This is a genomic window from Promicromonospora sp. NPDC110617, assembly GCF_055598465.1.
In genome coordinates, this window is record NZ_JBVKBM010000001.1 from 397,129 (window position 1) to 417,065 (window position 19,937).

Here is a 19,937-nt window from a genome sequence, read left to right on the forward strand (position 1 = left end):
GATCACCTTGCCGTCGGCCGGCGTTCACCGTCCGGTCGGTAGGCTGCGAGCGTGGCCCGTGACATCGAACGCAAGCTCATCGCCCTCGACATCGACGGGACGCTCGTCACGTACGACGAGGTGCTGTCCGACGCGGCGCGGGAGGCGGTCGCCGCCGTCCGCGCCGCCGGACACCACGTGGTGCTGGCGTCGGGTCGCTCGCTCATCGCGATGACGCCCGTCGCGGCGGACCTCAAGATCGAGGACGAGTGGATCGTCGCCTCGAACGGTGCCGTCACGGCGCGCATCGACGTCACCGCCCCGATGGGCTACACCCTGGAGCGCGTCGAGACGTTCGACCCCGAGCCGGTGCTGCGCATGCTCAAGGTCGAGCTGCCGCACGCGCGCTACGCGGTCGAGGATGTCGGCGTAGGCTTCCGCATGACCGAGCTCTTTCCCGAGGGCGAGCTCAACGGGGAGCACCGTGTGGTGGACTTCGAGGAGCTCTGGGCCGGCGACGTCACGCGCGTCGTGGTCCGCAGCCCGGGGGAGACGAGCGCGGAGTTCCACGAGATCGCAGCGCGGCTCGGCTTCGACGACGTCACGTACGCCGTCGGCTGGTCCGCGTGGATGGACATCGCACCGCAGGGCGTGACCAAGGCGTCGGCCCTCGAGGTGGTTCGCAAGGAGCTCGGCGTGGCGGCCGAGAACACCGTCGCCGTGGGTGACGGCAGCAACGACATCGACATGCTGCGGTGGGCCGGACGGGGCGTGGCGATGGGGCACGCGACCGAGCCGGTGCAGGCGGCGGCCGATGCCGTGACCGGTTCGATCGACGACGACGGCGTGGTGGACGTCCTCCGCTCGCTGCTCTGAGTCGGGCAAGATCTGGCGACTGTCGACACGGGTGAAAGTTATCCGTGCAAAGGTATGGATCACAGGGCGAATGCCTGTACATTTGGGCGCGATCCGTCGAAGGGTGACGGCGCTCACGGTGCCATGGGGGTACGTGATGATCCTGGACGACCAATCGGTGTCCATGCGGGTGCGCAACGACGCGCCTCACCTGGTCGCCCTCGACATCGACGGGACCCTGTTGGTCACCGGGCAGCCCGTGCCCGGGCCGACGGTTCTGGCCGTGCAGCTCGTGCGTGGCCGGAAGCATCACGTGGTCCTGGCGTCGGGAAGGTCGTTGACGGGGATTCTGCCCGTGGCCAAGGAGCTCGGCATCACCGACGGCTGGGTGGTCGCCTCCAACGGCGCGGTGACGGCGCGGCTGTGCGCCACGTGCACCAACGGCTACATGCTCGAGGACGTCCTGACGTTCGACGTCGGCCCGGTGGTCCGGATGGCGCTGAGCCGGTTCCCCGACGTGCAGATCGGCGTCGAGGAGATCGGCATCGGCTACCGCGTGAACCGGCTGTTCGAACCGCACGAGGTCAACGGCGCCCAGCGCGTGGTCGGCGTCGACGAGCTGGGCATGATGCCTGCCTCGCGCGCGATCCTGCGGGGGCCGAACGTGCTGGACCTGCTGGAGCCGCTCCGCCGGCACGGCGTGACCGCCACGGAGGCCGGACCCGACTGGATCGACGTGACCCCGCGGCACCTGAGCAAGGCGACGTCGCTGGAGAACATCCGCTCCACGCTCGGCGTCCCGCGGCACAACACGCTCGCCGTGGGCGACGGCCTGAACGACATCGAGATGCTGAGCTGGGCCGCCCGCGCCGTCGCGATGGGCCACGCCCCCGCCGCCGTGAAGGCGATCGCGAACGAGACCGTGGGCGACATCTCGCAGCACGGCGTGATCCAGGCGCTGAAGACCCTGATCTGACCCAGGGCTGGTCGCGCCCCGTTCGCTGGTCGAGCTCCTTCGCTGGTCGAGCTCCTTCGCTGGTCGAGCTTGTCGAGACCCGGGTCTCGACAGCCCGACCAGCGGGAGCCGCTCCGTCAGCGCGCGGTGAGGATCAGCGGACCGTCCGGCGTGATCGCGATCGTGTGCTCCGAGTGGGCGCCGCGCGAGCCGTCCGCCGAGCGGAGCGTCCAGCCGTCGGGGTCGGTGAAGATCTCGTCCGTGGTCTCCAGGAACCACGGCTCCACCGCGATCACCAGGCCCGGCTTGAGCGGGAAGCCACGGCCCGCCCGGCCGTTGTTCGGCACGTGCGGGTCACCGTGCATGGTGCGGCCCACGCCGTGCCCGCCGAAGTCGGTGTTGACCGAGTAGCCGGCGGCGTGCGCCACCTCGGCGATCGCCGACGAGATGTCGCCGATCTTCTTGCCCGGCTGCGCGGCGGCGATGCCGGCCTCCAGCGCCACCTCGGTGGTGCGGATCAGCTTCACGTCCTGCGCGGCGCGGGCCGGGTCGGGCTCGCCCACGACGACGGACAGCGCGGAGTCGGAGACCCAGCCGTTCACGGACGCCGCGAAGTCGATCGACAGCAGGTCGCCGTCCTTGAGCGCGTAGTCGTAGGGCAGGCCGTGGAGCACGGCGTCGTTCACGGAGGTGCAGATGACCTTGCCGAAGGGCATCGCGCCGAACGAGGGGTGGTAGTCGATGTAGCACGACTCGGCGCCCTGGTCGCGGATCATCTTGTGCGCGATCTCGTCGAGCTCGAGGAGGTTCACCCCGACGCCCGCGGCCTCGCGGACGGCGAGCAGCACGTCGGCGACGAAGCGTCCCGCCGGGCGCATCTCCTCGATCTCGCGCGGCGTCCTCAGCTCGATCATGTCCGTCCTTCCGTAGGGGCACCAGAGATCTGGCGGCACAAGCCTACGTCGCGCCGTCCACCCGCCGTGCGGGCGTGCGCGGGCGCCTTGCGCGTGGCGTACCCGGCTTTTCGCCACTCTTGGGCGACCGGTGGGATTGCAACGATTTCGTAATGCAAGGTGATGCTGTATGGGCTTGCATTGGATCGAGAACCACGGTTGCGTTGAGGTCGGGCAACCCGGCAGTCTGCCGGTCCGTACCCGCAAGTCAGAGGGTTCTGAGCCCACGAAGCAGTGGAGGAGCACGAGATGACTATCCGGATGGCTTCCAAGCGCCGAGCGATCGCCCTGGCGGCGACCGGCGCGAGCCTGGCCCTGGTCCTGACGGCCTGTGCCGACACCGGCGACGACGGCGGCGGCAGCGACGGCGGCGAGGCCACCGAGGCCGCGATCGACTGTGCCGCCTACGACGAGTTCGGTGACCTCGACGGCAAGGAGGTCAGCGTCTACACCACCATCGTGGAGCCCGAGGCCGAGACCCAGACCAAGTCGTACGAGCCGTTCGAGAAGTGCACCGGCGTCACCATCAACTACGAGGGCTCGCGCGAGATGGAGGCGCAGCTTCCCGTGCGCGTCCAGGCCGGCAACCCGCCGGACATCGCGATCCTGCCGCAGCCCGGTCTGCTCCAGACGCTGGTCAACGACTACGACGCGGTCCTCCCCGCGCCGGAGCAGGTCGAGGCCAACGTGGACGAGGGCTGGGCCCCGGAGTGGAAGGAGTACGGCACGGTCGACGGCACGTTCTACGCCGCGCCGCTGGGCTCCAACGTCAAGTCGTACGTCTGGTACTCGCCGTCGATGTTCGCCGACGCCGGGTACGAGGTGCCGACCACCTGGGACGAGCTGATGGACCTCACGGCCACCATCGCCGAGGGCAACGAGGGCGCCACCCGCCCCTGGTGCGCGGGTGTGGAGTCCGGTGACGCCACCGGCTGGCCGGGCACCGACTGGATCGAGGACGTCGTGCTCCGCACGGCGGGCCCGGACGTCTACGACCAGTGGTACACCCACGAGATCCCGTTCAACGACCCGCAGATCGTCGACGCGTTCGACACCGCGGGCGAGATCCTCAAGAACCCGGACTACGTGAACGGCGGCCTGGGCGGCGTCGACTCGATCGCCACCGCGACCTGGACGGACGCGGGCTACCCGATCCTGGACGGCAACTGCTGGATGCACCGCGCCGCGAACTTCTACCAGACGCAGTGGCCCGAGGGCACCGAGGTGGGCCCGGACGGCGACGTCTACGCGTTCTACCTGCCGGCCATGACCGCCGACGAGAAGCCGACGCTGGTCGCCGGCGAGTTCATCGGCGCGTTCACCGACCGTCCCGAGGTGCAGGCCTTCCAGACCTACCTGTCGAGCGCTGACTGGGCCAACGCCAAGGCCGCTGCCACGCCCGCCGGTGGCTGGGTGAGCGCCAACAACGGCCTGGACCCGGAGCTGCTCGCGACGGACTTCGACCGGCTCTCCGCCGAGATCCTCGCCGACCCGGCCACCGTGGCCCGGTTCGACGCCTCGGACCTCATGCCGGCCGCGGTCGGCACCGACTCGTTCTGGAACGGCATCACCGAGTGGTTCGCCAGCGACGAGAGCAGCCAGCAGGTCACCGACACGATCGAGGACTCCTGGCCGTCGAACTGACGCCCGGCCCTCGACCATGACGCGCGGAGGCGTGGGACTTCGAGTCCCACGCCTCCGCCGTCCTAGGCTGAGGGGCGGGACGAGTCAAGGACGACCGGACCAGGACGCGACAGGGAGATAGCCATGGACTGGCTGCTGTATGCCGGGGACGACCCCGTGCACAAACTTTTGCTGATGCTCATCGCGATCGTGTTGTTCGTCGTGCTGATGGGCATCATCCTCTTCGTGGTCGACCGGCCACGTAACCCCACGCGGTGGTTCGTCGGCTTCGGGTTCACGGGCGCGGCGCTGCTGCTGCTCCTGATCGGCCTGGTGTACCCGGCGATCCGTACGGTCATCAACTCGTTCATGAACCGCAACAGCACGGAGTTCGTCGGTCTCGACAACTACGTGGTGGCCTTCACCGAGCCGAAGTTCCTCATCGTGCTCGGCAACACGGCGCTGTGGGTGCTGGTCGCCCCGCTCGTGGCCACGTTCCTCGGCCTGCTGTACGCCTACCTGGTCGACAAGAGCCGCTTCGAGGCGGTGGCCAAGGGGCTCGTGTTCCTGCCGATGGCCATCTCGATGGTGGGCGCGTCGATCATCTGGAAGTTCGTCTACGAGTTCAAGCCGGCGGGCGTGAACCAGACCGGCCTGCTCAACCAGTTCATCGTCTGGCTGGGCGGCGAGCCGCAGCAGTTCCTCATCAGCCGGCCCCTGAACACGTTCCTCATCATGGTGGTGTTCATCTGGATCCAGGCGGGCTTCGCGATGACGCTGCTGTCGGCGTCGATCAAGGCGATCCCCGACGACATCATCGAGGCCGCCCGGCTCGACGGCGTCTCCGGCGTCGGCATGTTCTGGCGCATCACCATCCCGAGCATCCGGCCTGCGCTGGTGGTCGTGCTCACCACGATCGCGATGACGACGCTGAAAACCTTCGACATCGTCCGAACGATGACCGCGGGCCAGTTCAACACCTCGATCGTGGCCCTGGAGTTCTACGACCAGCGGTTCCGGCAGAACGAGGCGGGCCTCAGCGCGGCGCTGGCCGTGCTGCTGTTCGTCATCGTGATCCCGGTGATCATCTACAACGTGCGCCAGCAGCGCCTCTCGGAGGATGTCCGATGAGCACCGTCAAGACAGCCGACGCGGCACCCGAGGTGCCCCGGGCGAAGTCCGATATCAGCGGCCGGGCCCGCAAGGCGCGCAAGGCACTCTCCAACCCGTGGGCGAGCACCCTCGCCGTGGTCATCGCCATCCTGTGGACCATCCCGACGGTCGGCCTGCTGATCACGTCGTTCCGCCCGGAGCTGGACATCCGGCAGAGCGGCTGGTGGACCGTGTTCGGTTCGGCCTTCGCCGGCGAGGGCGTGTTCTCGCTGCGCAACTACGAGGCCGCGCTGTTCGACGGGTCGACCAACCTGGCCGTGTTCTTCATCAACTCGTTCGTGGTCACGCTGCCCGCGGTGTTCATCCCGATCACCCTCGCGCTGCTGGCCGCGTACGGGTTCGCCTGGGTCGACTTCAAGGGCGCCGACTTCCTGTTCATCGCGGTGTTCGCCCTGCAGATCGTGCCGATCCAGATCACGCTGGTGCCGCTGCTGTCGGCCTACGTGGACCTGGGCATCAACGGCACGTTCTGGACCATCTGGTTGTCGCACTCGATCTTCGCGCTGCCGCTCGCGATCTTCCTGCTGCACAACTTCATGAAGGAGATCCCGAGGTCCCTGGTCGAGGCGGCGCGGATGGACGGCGCCGGCCACGTGCAGGTCTTCTTCCGGGTGGTGCTGCCGCTGCTCACCCCGGCGCTGGCCGCGTTCGCGATCTTCCAGTTCCTGTGGGTGTGGAACGACCTGCTGGTCGCCCTGGTCATGGGTGACCTCAACACGTTCCCGCTCACGGTCCGGGTCGCCGAGCTCGCGGGCTCGCGCGGTGGCGACTGGCACCTGCTGTCGGCCGGTGCGTTCATCTCGATGATCGTGCCGCTGATCGTCTTCCTGTCGCTGCAGCGGTACTTCGTGCGCGGCCTGCTGGCGGGTTCGGTCAAGGGCTGACGCCGCCATAGTCGCCTCGAACGTTACGCCGCAGGGGCCTCGCGGGCCAGCAGGCTCTCCTTGATGGGCAGCCCGTAGCGGAACCCGCCGAGCGTGCCGTCCGTGCGCAGGATGCGGTGGCACGGCACGAACAGTGCGGCCGCGTTCATGGCGCACGCCCCGGCCGCCGCGCGGACGGCGGCCGGGCGGCCGGTCCGGACCGCGTACTCGCTGTACGTCAGCCGCTCGCCGGCCTTCACCTCGCGTAGCACGTCCCACGCGTGGGTCCGGTACGGCCCGCTCGCCTGGAGCACGGGGACACGCCCGGGCGCCCCGTGGTCGCCGTCGTAGTAGGCGCGGACGGCGTCCGCGGCCTCGGCGAGCAGCCCCGTCGGGTTCGTGTCCCGGACGTCGCCGGACGGGCGCAGCGTGGGGTGGACCAGGGCGAGCAGCGCGTCGACGTCGTCCGTCCAGCCGGCGGCCAGCACCTGCTCCTGCGTCTCGCGGGTTGCCGGGCCGCCGTCGCGGGCGGGGACCGCCGCGACGACGACGCTGAAGGGGCCGTCCGGGGTGATCAGGGTCGTGGTCCTCATGTTCTTCCTTCCGAGAGTTCGAGCTGTCAGGTGCACAGGTCACTCGGGTGACCTGTGGGTCTGACACGTCAGGCGGAGCGCCAGAGGTGCATCGCGGCGTACGAGCGCCAGGGCGCCCAGGCCGCGCCGCGGAGGGCGAGCTCCTTGAACTGGTGGGGCCGGGAGTCCTCGGCGGAGACCAGCCCGAGGTTGCGGGCCCCGGCGAGCAGGGCGACGTCGCCGTCCATGAGCACGTCCGGGTCGCCGAGCACGCGCAGCGCCACGTAACCGGCCGTCCACGGGCCGATCCCCGGCCGCGCCACGAGCCGGCGCCGGAGGTCGTCGGGGTCGTCGCCGACGCTCAGGGTGAGGGCGCCGTCCGCGAGGTCCCGGGCCGCGCCGAGCACGGTCGCGAGCGTCCGGGCGGGCAGCCGGAGGTAGGGGGCGCCGCCCTGGGCGGCCGGGACGCCTGCCGGGACGCCGTTGCCCGCCGCGCCGTCCGCCCGACCGTGCGGGTCGTCCGGCGGGGCCGGGGGACCGGCGATCTGCCGCGGCGTCGGGAACAGCATGCTGAGTCCCTCGAACGCCGAGACGTACGGGGTGCCCACGCCCTTCGCCAGGCGCGACAGGTGCGTGCGCGCCGCGGCGACGCTGATCTGCTGGCCCACGATCGCGCGGACCAGCAGCTCGGCCGGGTCCAGCGTGCCGGGCACCCGGATCCCGGGCACGGCCTCGACCGACGGCGCGAGCACGGGGTCGGCCGCGAGCGAGGAGTCGACGGCGACCGGGTCGGCGTCGAGGTCCAGCAGCCGCCGCACGCGCGCGACGGCGACCGGGGCGTCCGCGAGATCGGCGAGCTCGAGGTCCAGGTCGACGCGGCCGCTGCCCGGCCGGGGCACCCGCACCTCGAACGCCGCCGGGCCGTGCGGCAGGACGACGGTGCGGGCGTACCGGAGCACGTGCGCCGCGCCGTCGGCCGACCGGGCCGGCCCGTCCGCACCGGCCGGGACCGCCGGGCCCAGGTCGGCTGACTCCACCCCTTCGACCGCGCGGACGGCCAGGAACTCCAGCACGCCGCGCGCGTCGAACGGCTCGCGCACAGGCAGCGTGAGGGAGATCCGCACGGGCTCGCCCGCCGCTGCCGCGACTTCGGTCTGATGCCCTGAGCTCGGTCCGTCAACCGACCGAGCTCGCGGCGACCGACCGATCTCACGGGTCGTGCCTGACCCCGCCGGGCGCCGGGCGCGGGCGCGCAGCTCCGACGGCGTCGCGCCGAAGACCTCGGCCACGGTGTCGTTGAACTGCCGGATCGAGCCGAACCCGGCGGCGAACGCGACGTCGGCCAGGCGCAGCGAGGTGCCGACCAGGAGGGCGCGCGCCGTCTGCGCGCGCTGTGCCCGGGCGAGGGCCAGCGGCCCGGCGCCCAGCTCGCCGACCAGCAGCCGGTGGAGCTGCCGCTCGGAGTAGCCCAGGCGCTGCGCCAGGCCGGACACGCCCTCGCGGTCGACCACGCCGTCGGCGACCAGGCGCATGGCGCGGCCCGTGAGGTCGCGGCGCAGGTCCCATGCGGGCGTGCCCGGGGCGGCCTCGGGGAGGCAGCGCTTGCAGGCCCGGAAGCCGGCCTCGTGCGCGGCGGCGGACGTCAGGTAGAACGAGACGTTCTCGGCCTTCGGCGTGCGCGCCGGGCACGAGGGCCGGCAGTAGATCCCGGTGGTACGGACCGCGGTGTAGAACTGCCCGTCGAAGCGGGAGTCACGCGCGGCGATGGCGCGGTAGCGCTCGGTGAACGCGGGATCGCGGAGCTCGACGTCGGTCATGCCCACCATCCTGCGCCCCGTCCGGGCGCGGCGGCTAGCGGGATTCGGACACGGCAGTGCGGGCCGTCAGCCGCGCCTCGAGGCCGTCGCGGACGCCGGGCCACTCGTCCGACAGGATCGAGAAGTACAGGGTGTCGCCCTCGGAACCGTCGGGGGCCACGCGGTGCGCGCGCAGCCGGCCTTCCTCCTGTGCGCCGAGCTTGAGGATCGCCGCACGGGACCGCGTGTTGCGCGCGTCGCAGCGCAGAGCCACGCGGCGCAGCCCCAGCTCCTCGAACGCGTGCCGCAGCAGCATCAGCTTGCACGCCGGGTTGGTCTCGCCGGCCCACCAGTCGCGCCCGTAGAACGTCGAGCCGATCTCGACGCGGCGCTGCCCGGCGTTGAGCTCGTAGAGCCGGGTCGAGCCGCGCACCGCGCCGTCGGCCCCGAGCACCGCGAACGCGAGGTGGTCCGGGGCCGCGAAGGCGGCGTCCACGTACGCCTCCATCGCCGGGACCGTGTCGGGGAGGGCACTGGTCATGCCCGCCCAGAGCTGGGTGTCGACCAGCGCGGCCAGGGCCGGCGCGTGGTCGCGCGTCAGCGGTTCGAGGCGGACGCCGTGGGCGGCGAGGTGGAGATCGTGCTGCATGGCGTCATCCCACCACGCCCCCGGCGTCCCGGACTGTCCTGTCCGGTGCCCGGGACGCCGCGTCCAGGAACCGGTCAGCGCAGGTCCCGGAGGTACGCCGCCGCACCCCCGTAGCCCTCGGTCCGCCGCTCGTCCAGGGTGGCGATGATGAGCAGGACCCCGCCGGCCGCCGCGAGCGTGAGCATCCACGGCACCGCGGAGATCTCGGTCCCGAGCTGGCTGACGAACACGATCAGCACCTCGATCGGCAGCACCCAGACCCCGAGCAGGAACGGCGCCGCGAGCCCGCGGCGGGACCCCACCAGCACCCCGGTCAGGGCCACGGCGACGACGAGCACGGCCCGCCACGTCTGCGGGTCGGTGAAGGTCGCGAGCACCGAGGGCCCGAGCAGCGCGAGGATCCCGGGCCCCAGCAGGGCCCACGAGCCCGTCCAGCCCACGGGCCAGCCCACCAGGGTGCGCTCCGGGGCGCGGGCGGAGTCGGGTCCGCCCACCTTGGTGCGCGCCTCCCACTCGCCGAGCGCGAAGCAGCCGGCCACGACGAGGCCCACACCGAGCGGCACGGAGAACACCTCGACCCGCAGCTCCCGCGGCACCCACGCGGCGATGCCCGCCGCCAGGGCGGCCATCCAGACGGCCCAGGACGGGACACCCGTGGTGTGGCCGCGCAACAGCCGTCGCGCGACGACCACGAGGAGCACGAGCAGCGCGACCTCCAGCGCCCAGAGCGTGATGATCGCGCCCCAGTGCGGCTCGACGTTCGCCACCGCTCCCACGGTGAGGAACAGCAGCGCGGGGACACGGCCCGCGGTGTCGGTCACACGCCGCAGGCGGGCGGACGGCGCATCCGTCCGGGCACCGCCGACGGCCACGAGGGCGAGCGCACCCGCCGCGAGAGCCCAGCCCAGACCCGTCGCGAACCGGACGCCCGTGTCACCGACCGTGGACCCCGCCACCTGCAAGGACTCGACGGTCAGGCCCGCACCCGCGAGCAGCACCGCGCCCGCCAGCAGGGTCCGGCCCCGTGCGGCCCACCCGGCGGACACGAGGGGCCACCTCCGGAGCGCGAGGATCGCGAGCGTCAGGACCAGGCCGGTCACCAGCAGGACCCAGGCGCGCGGGTCCCCCGGGCTCGTGGCGAGGGCCAGCGTCAGGTCGCTCGGCACCAGCGCGAGCACGAGGCCCGCGGCGACGAGCCGCCACCCGTGCGTCCCGACCCGCCGGGCCAGCAGCGCCCCGACGAGCACCGCGCCGACGGCGGGCGGGAGGGTGTAGGCCTCGACGAGCCGCACGCCGCCGTCGGCCAGCGCGGTCCACGCCGCCGCCGTCGCGAGGGCGCCGGCGGCCCACCAGATACGGGTGCGGTCGGGCTCGCGCGCCACGACCCCGGCGCCGACGGCGAGGAGCAGCAGCACGGCCACCGCGACGTCGGGCCCGGCGGCCGGGCGGCCGTAGGCCAGGCCGACCGTGATCGCGCCGGTGACCACCACGCTCAGCTCGAGCATGCCGCGCACCAGTGCGCCGATGCCGCCGCCGTCCGGCACCCGGCGGGCGAGGAAGCCGGCCACGCGCGGCGCCCCGCCCGCGACGACGGCGACCGCCGCCGCGATCACGGGCAGCAGGACGGGCGAGCCGCTGAGCGGGAGCAGCATGGCGCCCGCGCTCACGATCGCCACCGCGGTGGTGGGCAGCACCAGGCCCGCGGCCAGCACCCGGACGGCGGGCGCGAGCCCGGTCCGCCGGGTGAGCAGCAGCACGAGCTCCAGGAGCAGCATCGCGGCGGCCGCCCCGGCGGACCACCACGTGCGGTCGAGCACCACCGTGTACACCCCGAGCGCGAACGGTACGGCCGTCACGCCGAGCACCGCGACCCACTCGGCGCGGGCCACGCGCGTGCCGACGGTCACCGCGACCGCCGTCAGCGAGGCCGCGGCCGAAACGGTGCACACGGCGGCGACCCAGCCGAACCCGAGCCAGCCCAGCCATACGCCGCCCACGACCAGCGCGTACGCGTACGCGCCGCCGACGAGGGCGGGGTGCGCGACGCGCGGCAGTGCCGCGCGCGCGGCCAGCGTCAGCGGTACGACGACGGCGGCCGCGAGCAGCACCGTGGGCCGGCTCTGCCACGAGCCGACCGTCAGCAGCACGAGGGCGGCGCAGGCCGCGGTCAGCGCGGCCGGATGCCAGGTCGCGCCCTCCTGCGGGCTCGTCGCGGAGCCGCCGAGCCGCACGGTGTGCCGCGTCACCCGGCGCAGGCCGTCGGCCCCGGCCCGCACGGCGGTCACGACGGCGCGCAGCCCGCGCCAGGAGCGCGCCGGCTCGGCCGTCGCCGCCAGCAGCGCGGCGGCGAGGACCGCCAGCAGAGCGAGTGACGTCGTCGCGGCCAGCCGGGCGTGCAGCGTGGCGGCGACGCCGAGGCCCACCGTCGCCCACGGCGCGAGGCCACGCGCGATCAGTACCAGGGGTGCGGCCGGACGTCCCGCCGGACCCGCCGCGACGCCCAGCCGGGACGCCGCCAGCACCAGGGCGGTCAGCACGAGCATGCCGAGCACGCTCAGTCCGCGGACGTCCGCCGGCAGGAACGGTCCGCCGAGCGGGGCGTCGTCGGGCGTCCGCGCCGGGGCGACGCCGAGGGGACCCGTCAGCACCTCCAGCACGCGCAGGGCGGACAGCCACACGGCCGGGACGGCCGAGAGCACCGCGACGAGCCACGCCGCGAGCAGCAGGTCGGCACGCGTTCGGGCGGCGGGCACGAGCCCCCGCGCCCGGACGGCGACCAGCGCGGTCAGCGTCACGGCGAGCACCGCCCACGCGAGGCCCGCCGCCGCGGGCAGCACCCACAGGAACTCGATGTCGTCCCACTGGGTGAGGAACAGCGCGGCGACCGCGCCGAGCGCCCCGGCGGCAAAGGTCCACCAGCGGCGGTGCGTGCCGCGTCGCAGCACGGCGGCGACGACGGCGGTGACCGCCAGCACGGCCGCTGTCCCGGCGTCCCCGGGGAGGCCGGCGAGCAACCCGGCCGGCGGCACCAGGAACGCGGTGCAGACGGCCAGCCCCACCCCCAGCGCCTGGGCCACCTCCAGCAGCCGGAGCTCCACCCGCAGCTCCGAGCCGACGCGCGGGCCCGTGACGCGGGCGACCGGTGGCCCCGCCAGCGTGGCCAGCGCGACGAGCAGCGCGCCCGCGCCGACGGCCCACGGCAGCGTGCCGTCGTCGTCCGAGAGGGCGAGCGCCGCCGGGAAGGCCGCGAAGGGCGCCGCGACCAGGCCGGTCGTGACCCAGGCCCGCACCCGCAGGGCGTGCCCGACGGCGCCGGCGCCGACCGCGACGGCCGCCCACCAGACGGCGAAGGGCAGCGGGTCGACGTCGGGCAGCGTGAACGTCGTGAGGAGGGCCGCGGGCAGTGCGGCGGTGCGGACCACGCCCAGCACGCGCGACTCCCACCGGAGGGTGCCGCCGAGCCGTTCGCCGGCCCGGAGCAGGACGCCGGTCGCGGCGTGCGCCACGAGGCCCGCCGCGGCCAGGGCGAGGATCCAGACCCACCGGGGCAGGCCGACGTCGGAGAGGCCCGCCGCGAGCAGCGGCGGGACGAGTGGTGCCGCGACGGCCCCGGCGGCGACCCAGGACCGCACCCGCAGCCGGCTGCCGAGCAGCACGAGCGCCGGGGCGAGCAGCGCCAGCAGGGACGCGCGCGCGAGGAACGGCGCGACGCCGCCGAGCAGCCCGGCCTCCAGCCCGAGCTCCGCGCACACCCAGCCGAGCGCGACGGCCAGGGTCGCCACGGCCTCCGCCGACGACCGCAGCCCGGCCCGGCGCATCAGCGCCGCCGCCACCACGGAGGCGACCGTGACCGCGAGCGTCGCGACGGTGCGCAGCACGAGCTGGTCGGCGAGCGTGAAGAACACGAAGACCACCGCGGAGACGGCGACCAGCGCGGCGCCGACCCCGGCGAGGATCGGCTGGAGCGCCACCGTGCTGCGCGGGGCGGCGGGTTTCCTCGCGCCGGACGCCGGGGCGGTGCCGGCCGGCTTCCCGGCGGACGTCACGGCCGGGCCGGCGGGCACGGAACCGGGCGTGGGCGCCGTCGTCGTCCGGTGCTTGCGCACCGGGGGAGCGTCACCGCTCCGGGCGACCGCCCGGTCCTGCCCCGCCCGGCCGGGCGTCAGGGTGCCGACCGCGGGCCCAGCGGCCCCGGCCTTCCGGGCGTACGCGGCCGCCGCGGGCTGCTCGGCGCGCATCTCGTCGAGGATCCGCTGTCGTTCCCGGATGGCCCGCTCGACGGTGAGCGAGGCCTCGTGCACCTCGATCCCGCGCCGGCCGCCGAGGTCGAGCGCGCAGGTCCCGCAGACGCTGCCACGGAGGGCCGCGCCGCAGGCCGGGCAGGACACGGTGTCGGGCAGACGCCGCAGCGCATGACGTACCCACGTCTCTTCCATGGGCGGAAGCCTGGCGGAGCCGGACCCTACGGGGACAGCCCGGCACGCCAGGGAACGGTCACAGTTTCATGCCGAATGTGCGTTTCGCGCGTCTGGACGCGGTGTTCAGCGATGTCAGACCTTGGCGTCCAGCCAGTCCAGCACCGTGGTCAGGTACTTCTCCCGGGCCGGCTTGGGGGACAGCGCGAGGTCGTGGGCGCCGCCCTCGATCACCGCGATCTCCACGGCCGTACCCAGCCGCGGCGCACGCGCGTGCATGTGCGCGACGTCGAGCACCACGTCCGTGCCGAGCTGCTCCGCGATGTCCCCGACGTCGGAACCCGTCCGGCCGCTGGTGCACACGAGCACCGGGCACCGCACGGACAGCCCGCGCCCGACCGCGCGGTGCCCGCGGCGGATCGCCGCCAGCCACCCGGCCCGCACCGGGAACCCCGCGTACGGCTTCCACCGCAGGTCGTACTCCCACTCGCCGCCGTTGGTGACGTGCAGGGCCCGGCCGTAGCCCTCGCCCAGCCGGGACACGACGAGCCGGGGCGAGACCCGGCCGAGCACGTAGACGGCCTGGGTCACCAGGGTGCGGTCGGACCAGCTCCCCTTGAGGTCGAACCAGGGGCTGTTCAGCACGAGCGCCGTCACCCGGTCCGGGCGCGCGTTCGCGTACATCGAGGTGATGAGCCCGCCCGTCGAGTGCCCCAGGAGCACCAGCCCGGTGTGGCCGTCGGCGGCGATCACGTCGGCGGCCGCGTCGAGGTCCTGCGCGTAGAGCTCCAGGCGGTTGACCATGTTGGCGTCGCGGCCTGCCGCCGTCCACGCGTCCATGGATCGGCCGTGGCCGCGCAGGTCGACGGCGTAGAACGGGTAGCCGCGCCCCGCGACGGCCTCAGCCAGGTGCCGCTGGAAGAAGTAGTCGGTGAACCCGTGGACGTACAGCACCGGCGGGCGTCCGACCACCGGCCCGCCCTCGGGCGTGTAGCGGATCAGGGTGGCCTCGGCGCCGCCCGGGAGGTGGAGCGTCCGCGCGTCGAAGCCCGCGCCCAGCACGTCCTCGGTCCAGTCGTTCACCCGGCCAGTGTGCCCGACATGCGCGGCGTGCGGCCAGACAACATGCGCTCGCGGCGCAGGGCGGGCAGGAAGCACAGGGCGCCCAGCGTGCTGAACACCCCGCCGATGATCATGGCCGCCTGGGTGGACAGCAGGCCCGCCGTCCAGCCGAGGGCGGGGGCGCCCAGCGAGTAGGCCGCGAACCCGACCATCGACGCCATCGACAGCACCGTGGTGCGGTTCCGGGACTCGGCCTCGCGGTGCAGCAGCGCCTGGTAGGCGGGCCCGCACGCGCCGTGCAGCCCGTAGGTCACGAGGTACGCCGCGATCAGCCCGACCGGACCGAGTGCGAGCCCCATCCACACCGCCCCCAGCCCGTTGAGCAACCGCGCGATGATCGCCGTCCGGGCCACGCCGAGCCGGGGCGTGGCCAGGCCCGTCAGGGCCGCCCCGCCCGCGAAGACCGCCCAGCCGGCGGCCGCGGCCGGCCCGGAGACCGCGGCTCCGGCCTGGGTGCCGCCCAGGAGCTCCGAGAGCCGGATCGGCTGGAACGTCTCGAAGATCACCATCCCCACGCTCCAGAACACCTCGACGATGAGCAGCCAGCGCAGCACCCGGTTGTCCCGCGCCAGGCGCAGACCGTCGCGGATCACCCCGGGTGCCTGCCGCGCGGAGTCGAGCACGCGTCCGGCCACGCCCTGGCTGCCCTTCGCGTCCGACGACGGCGCCGGCGGCAGGGCCGGTGTCGCCCCGGGTCCGGCCGCCCCGGCGTCGGCCGCGGTGTCCACCTCGGCCCGGTGCGCCGCGCCGCGCGGCGTCTCCCGGACCAGGACGATCACGGCGACCAGGTGCACGATCGCGAGCACCCCGTAGACCGCGTAGGGCAGCGCGAGCGCGGACCAGGCGTCCAGCGGGTGCCACCAGACGAGCCCGCCCGAGATCAGGGCGCCGACGGCGATCGAGACGCCCAGCGCGGTGCTCTGCGCGGCGAGCGGGCGGTCGACGTCGGCCCCCGGCTCGGTGGCGTGCACCGTGTCGACGAACCAGGCCTCCAGCGGTCCGGAGTCGAGCGCCCGGAACATGCCGGTGACCACGGCGGCGAGGGCGAAGGCCCAGAAGGACTGCGCGGTGAGGAACAGGGCGGCGGACGCCACCTGCAGCACGGCGGCGGCGACCAGCATCGGGCGCCGGCCGAGCGAGTCGGCGAGGCCGCTGGTGGGCAGCTCCAGCGCGAACACGACGAAGCCGGCGACGGACAGCGCCGTCAGCGCCTGCGGTACCGACAGCCCGCGCTCGATCGGCAGCAGCGTGGTGACCGTGACGACCAGCCCGACAGGGAACCAGCGGGTCAGGGTCAGCAGCAGGAAGACCTGCCGGGCGCGGTGCGGGGTCAGGGGGGTCATGACCGGTCCGTCCGGGCGTCGTCGTCGGCCTCGGCGTCGGTGCCGGCATCGTCCAGGCCGGGGATGTCGTCCGGCTCCAGCGGGAAGGCGGACTGCCAGATCGTCACGCGGCGGGCGCCGGGGCCACCCCCGGCCTCCCGGTACCGCTCGAAGAGCCGGTCCACGTCCGCGCGGAGTGCCGTGAGCTGCTCGGCGTTCAGGTCGAGGCCGGTGTCGCCCTGGCCCGCGGCGTCCTGCCACTCGCTGGGCCAGGCCTCGGCGACGTCGAGCCAGTGACCGAACTCGGTGCTGAAGAGCCGCAGGTAGTCGCGCTGCAGCCAGCTCAGGGCCGTGGCGGCGTCCTCGTCGACGGAGAGCTCCGAGGGCGCCCAGCTGTGGGAGCTCGTGGTGGCCCGCCACAGGCGCTGCTTGCCGGCGCCGTCGCCCGTGTCCGCGACCAGGCCGACGGACTCCAGCTTGCGCAGGTGATAGCTGGTGGCGCCGGTGTTGGTGCTGAGCGCCGTGGCGAGCGTGGTGGCCGTCGCGGGCCCGCCGCGCCGCAGGGCGCCGAGCAGGCGCGAGCGCAGTGGGTGGGCGAGCACCTTGACGGCCTCGGGGGTGAGGCGGAAGTCGTCCTGGGGAGCGGTCATGCGTGCACAGTACGCATGCACAATCACTGTGCACAAGAGTCCTGCACAAAAAGTGTGCACGATTCGGAGGGATCGGCCCGGAGGTCCGGCGAGAGGGACGGACGTCAGAAGAGCATGACGACGGCGGTCACCACGCCGGCGACCACCACGAGCACGCGGAACACGCTCGGCGGCATCTTGCGCCCGATGCGCGCGCCCACGTACCCGCCCACCAGGGACCCGGCGCCCAGCAGCCCGATCGCCAGCCAGTCCAGGTCGGCCACGACCATGAAGATGACGGTCGCGATCAGGTTCGCGGCGAGCAGCGCCACCGTGCGCAGCGCGTTGATGTTCCGCACCGCCAGGTCGGTCCCGAGCCCCAGCACCGCCGCCATCATGACGCCGGCGCCCGCGCCGAAGTAGCCGCCGTACGCGCCGGTCAGCACGGAGAACACGACCGTCGCGGGCGACATGCCGTGCCGCAGGCGGGTCGGCTCGTCGCGGGTGCGCCGCAGCCACCGGCTGATCCAGGGCTGCACCCCGACCAGCAGGCAGGAGGTCAGGATGAGCCAGGGCACGATCGCCTCGAACACGCCCGGCGGGAGTGCGAGCAGCAGCACGGCTCCGCCGATGGAGCCGACGGCGCAGGTCGCGACCACGATCGCCGCGACGCGCGGGTGCTCACGCAGCTCCTCGCGGTAGCCGAACGACCCGCTCAGCCCGGCCGGCACCAGCCCCACGGTGTTGGACGCGTTCGCGACGACGGGCGGCAGGCCCACGGCCAGCAGCACGGGGAAGCTCAGCAGTGAGGCGACGCCGACGGTCGAGGACAGCACGCCCGCCCCGAAGCCGGCACCGAGCACGGCGAGGTGCTCCCAGCCGGTCACCGCTCCTCCTCCCGCAGCAGGGCCACGTCGCTGACCATCTCGACGTGCGCGTGCATGGCCGCGGCGGCGGTCTCCGGGTCCTGCGCGCGGATGGCATCCGCGATGGCGCGGTGCCCGGCCAGGGAGTTGCGGGGCCGGCCCGGCTGCGAGAGCGACTCGATCCGGCTCTCCCGGATCAGGCTCGCGATCTCGCGCATGGTCTGCGCCAGGAGGTCCGAGTGTGCCGCCGCCGTCACCGCCGCGTGGAACTGCTCGTCGGCGTCCACCCCGCGGTCCCCGTGCTCGATGGACTCCTCCATCGCGTCCAGGGCGGCGTCGATCGCCGCCAGGTCGCCCTCGGTGCGGCGCTGTGCGGCCAGGGCCGCGATCTTGGTCTCCAGCGCGTCCCGGATGTCGATGATCTCGGGCATGCGGTCGGCGTGCGCCCGGATGGCCTCGACGATGCGGCTCTCGCTGTGCCTGCCGGTCAGCACGGTGCCGTCGCCGTGCCGCACCACCACGACGCCCACCACCTCGAGCGCCACGAGCGCCTGGCTGAGGGTGGCGCGGCTGACGCCGAGCCGGGCGGCGAGCTCCCGCTCCGGGGGCAGCCGGTCGCCGGCTTTCAGCCCGTTCTGGCTGATCCACGTGGTGATCTGCTCCGCGACCTGCTCGTAGAGGCGGGTGCGGGCCAGTGGGGTCGGCAGTTCGGCGGAAGCCTTCGGGGTCACAACCCTGAGGATACTTGACAGAAAGGACACTGGCCTATTGGCTAGGCCACTGATCCATCGTGCCTCGTCGGTCAACGGTGACCGCCGCGATGGAGACGGAGGAGTTCTCATGGGTCCTGAGTGGATCGCGATCATCGCGCTCGTCGCGTTGTTCGTCGCCGGGACAGTCCTGCCGATCAACATGGGCGCGCTCGCCTATGTCGCGGCGTGGTTTGTCGGCGTCTTCGCCCTGAACATGGACGAGAAGGAGGTGCTGGGCGGGATCAGCGCCGATCTCGTCCTGACGCTCGTCGGCGTCACGTACCTGTTCTCGATCGCCAAGAACAACGGGACCGTCGATCTCATCGTGTCCCAGGCCGTCCGCGCCGTCGGCGGCCGGGTGGCGCTCATCCCCTGGGTCATGTTCGCCGTGACCGCGCTGCTCACCGCGATCGGCGCCGCCAGCCCCGCGGCCTGCGCCATCATCGGCCCGGTCGCGCTCGGGTTCGCCCGCCGCTACAAGATCAACCCGCTCATGATGGGCATGTTCGTGGTGCACGGCGCCCAGGGCGGCGGGTTCTCCCCGATCAGCATCTACGGCACCATCACCAACTCCGTCATGGCCGGCGTCGGCTACGAGGGCACCGAGATGGGCGTCTTCATCGCGTCGCTCGCGATCAACACCGCGATGGCCGTCGTCCTCTTCCTCGTGCTGGGCGGCCGCCAGCTCATGAACGAGCGGGTCGACCCCGCCGATGCCTCCGGGCACCTCGTCGACGACCTGCACGCGGGCGGCGCCTCCGTCACCGTCAGCGGCCAGGGCGCCGGCGTCTCGACCACCACGCGCGGGCTCGGCGTGCGCCGCGACCACGTGCTGACCCTCGTCGCCTTCGCCGCGGTCGCCACGACGGCGCTCGCGTTCGACCAGAACATCGGCTTCGTCTCCATCACCGCCGCCGTCGCGCTGGCCATGCTCTCCCCGCACCAGCACAAGGACGCCGTCAAGCAGATCGCCTGGCCGACGGTGCTGCTGGTCGCGGGCGTGAGCACCTACGCCGCGATCCTCACGGAGGCGGGCGCGCCCGAGTACATCGGCACCTGGGCCGCCGGACTGGGCGTCGCCGCCATCGGCGCGCTCGTCCTGTGCTACGTGGGCGGCATCGCATCGGCCTTCGCGTCGTCGACGGCGCTGCTGCCGGTGATCATCCCGATCGCCGTCCCGCTCATCGCGGGCGGGGGCGTGAGCCCCTGGGCGATGGCCGCCGCCCTGGCCGTCTCGTCGACCATCGTCGACGTCAGCCCCTTCTCCACGAACGGAGCCCTGATGCTCGCCAACCGCCCGGACACGATCTCCGAGCAGGCCTACTACAAGCAGATCCTCAACTACGCCATCATCGTCACCCTCGCGGGGCCGCTGCTGGTCTGGGCCATCCTCGTCCTGCCGGGCTGGTGAGC

16 protein-coding genes are annotated in these 19,937 nt (G+C 73.3%); 6 read left to right on the plus strand and 10 right to left on the minus strand.

Annotated features, from left to right (window positions below; genetic code table 11):
* Positions 1 to 51: 51 nt before the first annotated feature.
* Positions 52 to 855: an HAD family hydrolase gene (locus ACZ7LE_RS01705; RefSeq protein ID WP_470401669.1), complete on the plus strand. Its 804-nt coding sequence runs from the start codon at positions 52 to 54 to the stop codon at positions 853 to 855.
* 136 nt (positions 856 to 991) lie between these two features.
* Positions 992 to 1,810, plus strand: coding sequence for an HAD family hydrolase (locus tag ACZ7LE_RS01710; RefSeq protein ID WP_470401670.1), 819 nt, complete (start codon positions 992 to 994; stop codon positions 1,808 to 1,810).
* Positions 1,811 to 1,926: 116 nt separating this feature from the next.
* On the opposite strand, the gene map is transcribed toward ACZ7LE_RS01710, so the two are convergent.
* Positions 1,927 to 2,703: a type I methionyl aminopeptidase gene (gene map / locus ACZ7LE_RS01715; protein ID WP_470401671.1), complete on the minus strand. Its 777-nt coding sequence runs from the start codon at positions 2,701 to 2,703 to the stop codon at positions 1,927 to 1,929.
* Between the two features lie 288 nt (positions 2,704 to 2,991).
* On the opposite strand from map, the gene ACZ7LE_RS01720 reads away from it, so the two are divergent.
* From ACZ7LE_RS01720 to ACZ7LE_RS01730, 3 genes are all read left to right on the plus strand, one after another.
* Complete coding sequence (locus ACZ7LE_RS01720) at positions 2,992 to 4,386, plus strand: ABC transporter substrate-binding protein (RefSeq protein ID WP_470401672.1); 1,395 nt, start codon at positions 2,992 to 2,994, stop codon at positions 4,384 to 4,386.
* Positions 4,387 to 4,509: 123 nt separating this feature from the next.
* Complete coding sequence (locus ACZ7LE_RS01725; RefSeq protein ID WP_470401673.1) at positions 4,510 to 5,496, plus strand: carbohydrate ABC transporter permease; 987 nt, start codon at positions 4,510 to 4,512, stop codon at positions 5,494 to 5,496.
* Positions 5,493 to 6,422 carry a carbohydrate ABC transporter permease gene (locus tag ACZ7LE_RS01730; protein ID WP_377230318.1) on the plus strand — a complete coding sequence of 310 codons (930 nt, stop codon included), beginning with the start codon at positions 5,493 to 5,495 and terminating at the stop codon, positions 6,420 to 6,422. Before ACZ7LE_RS01725 ends, ACZ7LE_RS01730 begins: the two co-directional genes overlap by 4 nt.
* 23 nt (positions 6,423 to 6,445) lie before the next feature.
* Here ACZ7LE_RS01730 and ACZ7LE_RS01735 read toward each other — a convergent pair whose 3' ends face one another.
* From ACZ7LE_RS01735 to ACZ7LE_RS01775, 9 genes are all read right to left on the minus strand, one after another.
* The gene (locus tag ACZ7LE_RS01735) at positions 6,446 to 6,994 is read right to left on the minus strand and encodes a methylated-DNA--[protein]-cysteine S-methyltransferase (protein WP_470401674.1); all 549 of its coding nucleotides are present in this window, start codon (positions 6,992 to 6,994) and stop codon (positions 6,446 to 6,448) included.
* A 68-nt stretch (positions 6,995 to 7,062) separates the two neighbouring features.
* The gene (locus ACZ7LE_RS01740) at positions 7,063 to 8,790 is read right to left on the minus strand and encodes a DNA-3-methyladenine glycosylase 2 family protein (protein ID WP_470401675.1); all 1,728 of its coding nucleotides are present in this window, start codon (positions 8,788 to 8,790) and stop codon (positions 7,063 to 7,065) included.
* 34 nt (positions 8,791 to 8,824) lie between these two features.
* Entirely contained in the window at positions 8,825 to 9,418 is a 594-nt protein-coding gene (locus ACZ7LE_RS01745) for a GNAT family N-acetyltransferase (RefSeq protein WP_470401676.1), read from the minus strand.
* Positions 9,419 to 9,492: 74 nt separating this feature from the next.
* On the minus strand, positions 9,493 to 13,854 hold the full coding sequence (locus ACZ7LE_RS01750; protein WP_470401677.1) for an SCO7613 C-terminal domain-containing membrane protein: 4,362 nt from the start codon (positions 13,852 to 13,854) through the stop codon (positions 9,493 to 9,495).
* Positions 13,855 to 13,968: 114 nt separating this feature from the next.
* A complete protein-coding gene (locus tag ACZ7LE_RS01755) occupies positions 13,969 to 14,916 on the minus strand; it encodes an alpha/beta hydrolase (RefSeq protein WP_470401678.1) in 948 nt (315 codons plus the stop codon).
* Positions 14,913 to 16,298 carry an MFS transporter gene (locus ACZ7LE_RS01760; protein WP_470401679.1) on the minus strand — a complete coding sequence of 462 codons (1,386 nt, stop codon included), beginning with the start codon at positions 16,296 to 16,298 and terminating at the stop codon, positions 14,913 to 14,915. Before ACZ7LE_RS01760 ends, ACZ7LE_RS01755 begins: the two co-directional genes overlap by 4 nt.
* Positions 16,295 to 16,927: a winged helix-turn-helix domain-containing protein gene (locus ACZ7LE_RS01765; protein ID WP_470401680.1), complete on the minus strand. Its 633-nt coding sequence runs from the start codon at positions 16,925 to 16,927 to the stop codon at positions 16,295 to 16,297. Before ACZ7LE_RS01765 ends, ACZ7LE_RS01760 begins: the two co-directional genes overlap by 4 nt.
* A 104-nt stretch (positions 16,928 to 17,031) precedes the next feature.
* A complete protein-coding gene (locus ACZ7LE_RS01770; protein WP_470401681.1) occupies positions 17,032 to 17,793 on the minus strand; it encodes a sulfite exporter TauE/SafE family protein in 762 nt (253 codons plus the stop codon).
* The gene (locus ACZ7LE_RS01775) at positions 17,790 to 18,503 is read right to left on the minus strand and encodes a FadR/GntR family transcriptional regulator (protein ID WP_470401682.1); all 714 of its coding nucleotides are present in this window, start codon (positions 18,501 to 18,503) and stop codon (positions 17,790 to 17,792) included. Before ACZ7LE_RS01775 ends, ACZ7LE_RS01770 begins: the two co-directional genes overlap by 4 nt.
* A gap of 109 nt (positions 18,504 to 18,612) precedes the next feature.
* On the opposite strand from ACZ7LE_RS01775, the gene ACZ7LE_RS01780 reads away from it, so the two are divergent.
* Positions 18,613 to 19,935, plus strand: a complete 1,323-nt coding sequence (locus ACZ7LE_RS01780; protein ID WP_470401683.1) for an SLC13 family permease — start codon at positions 18,613 to 18,615, stop codon at positions 19,933 to 19,935.
* The last annotated feature ends 2 nt before the right edge of the window (positions 19,936 to 19,937 follow it).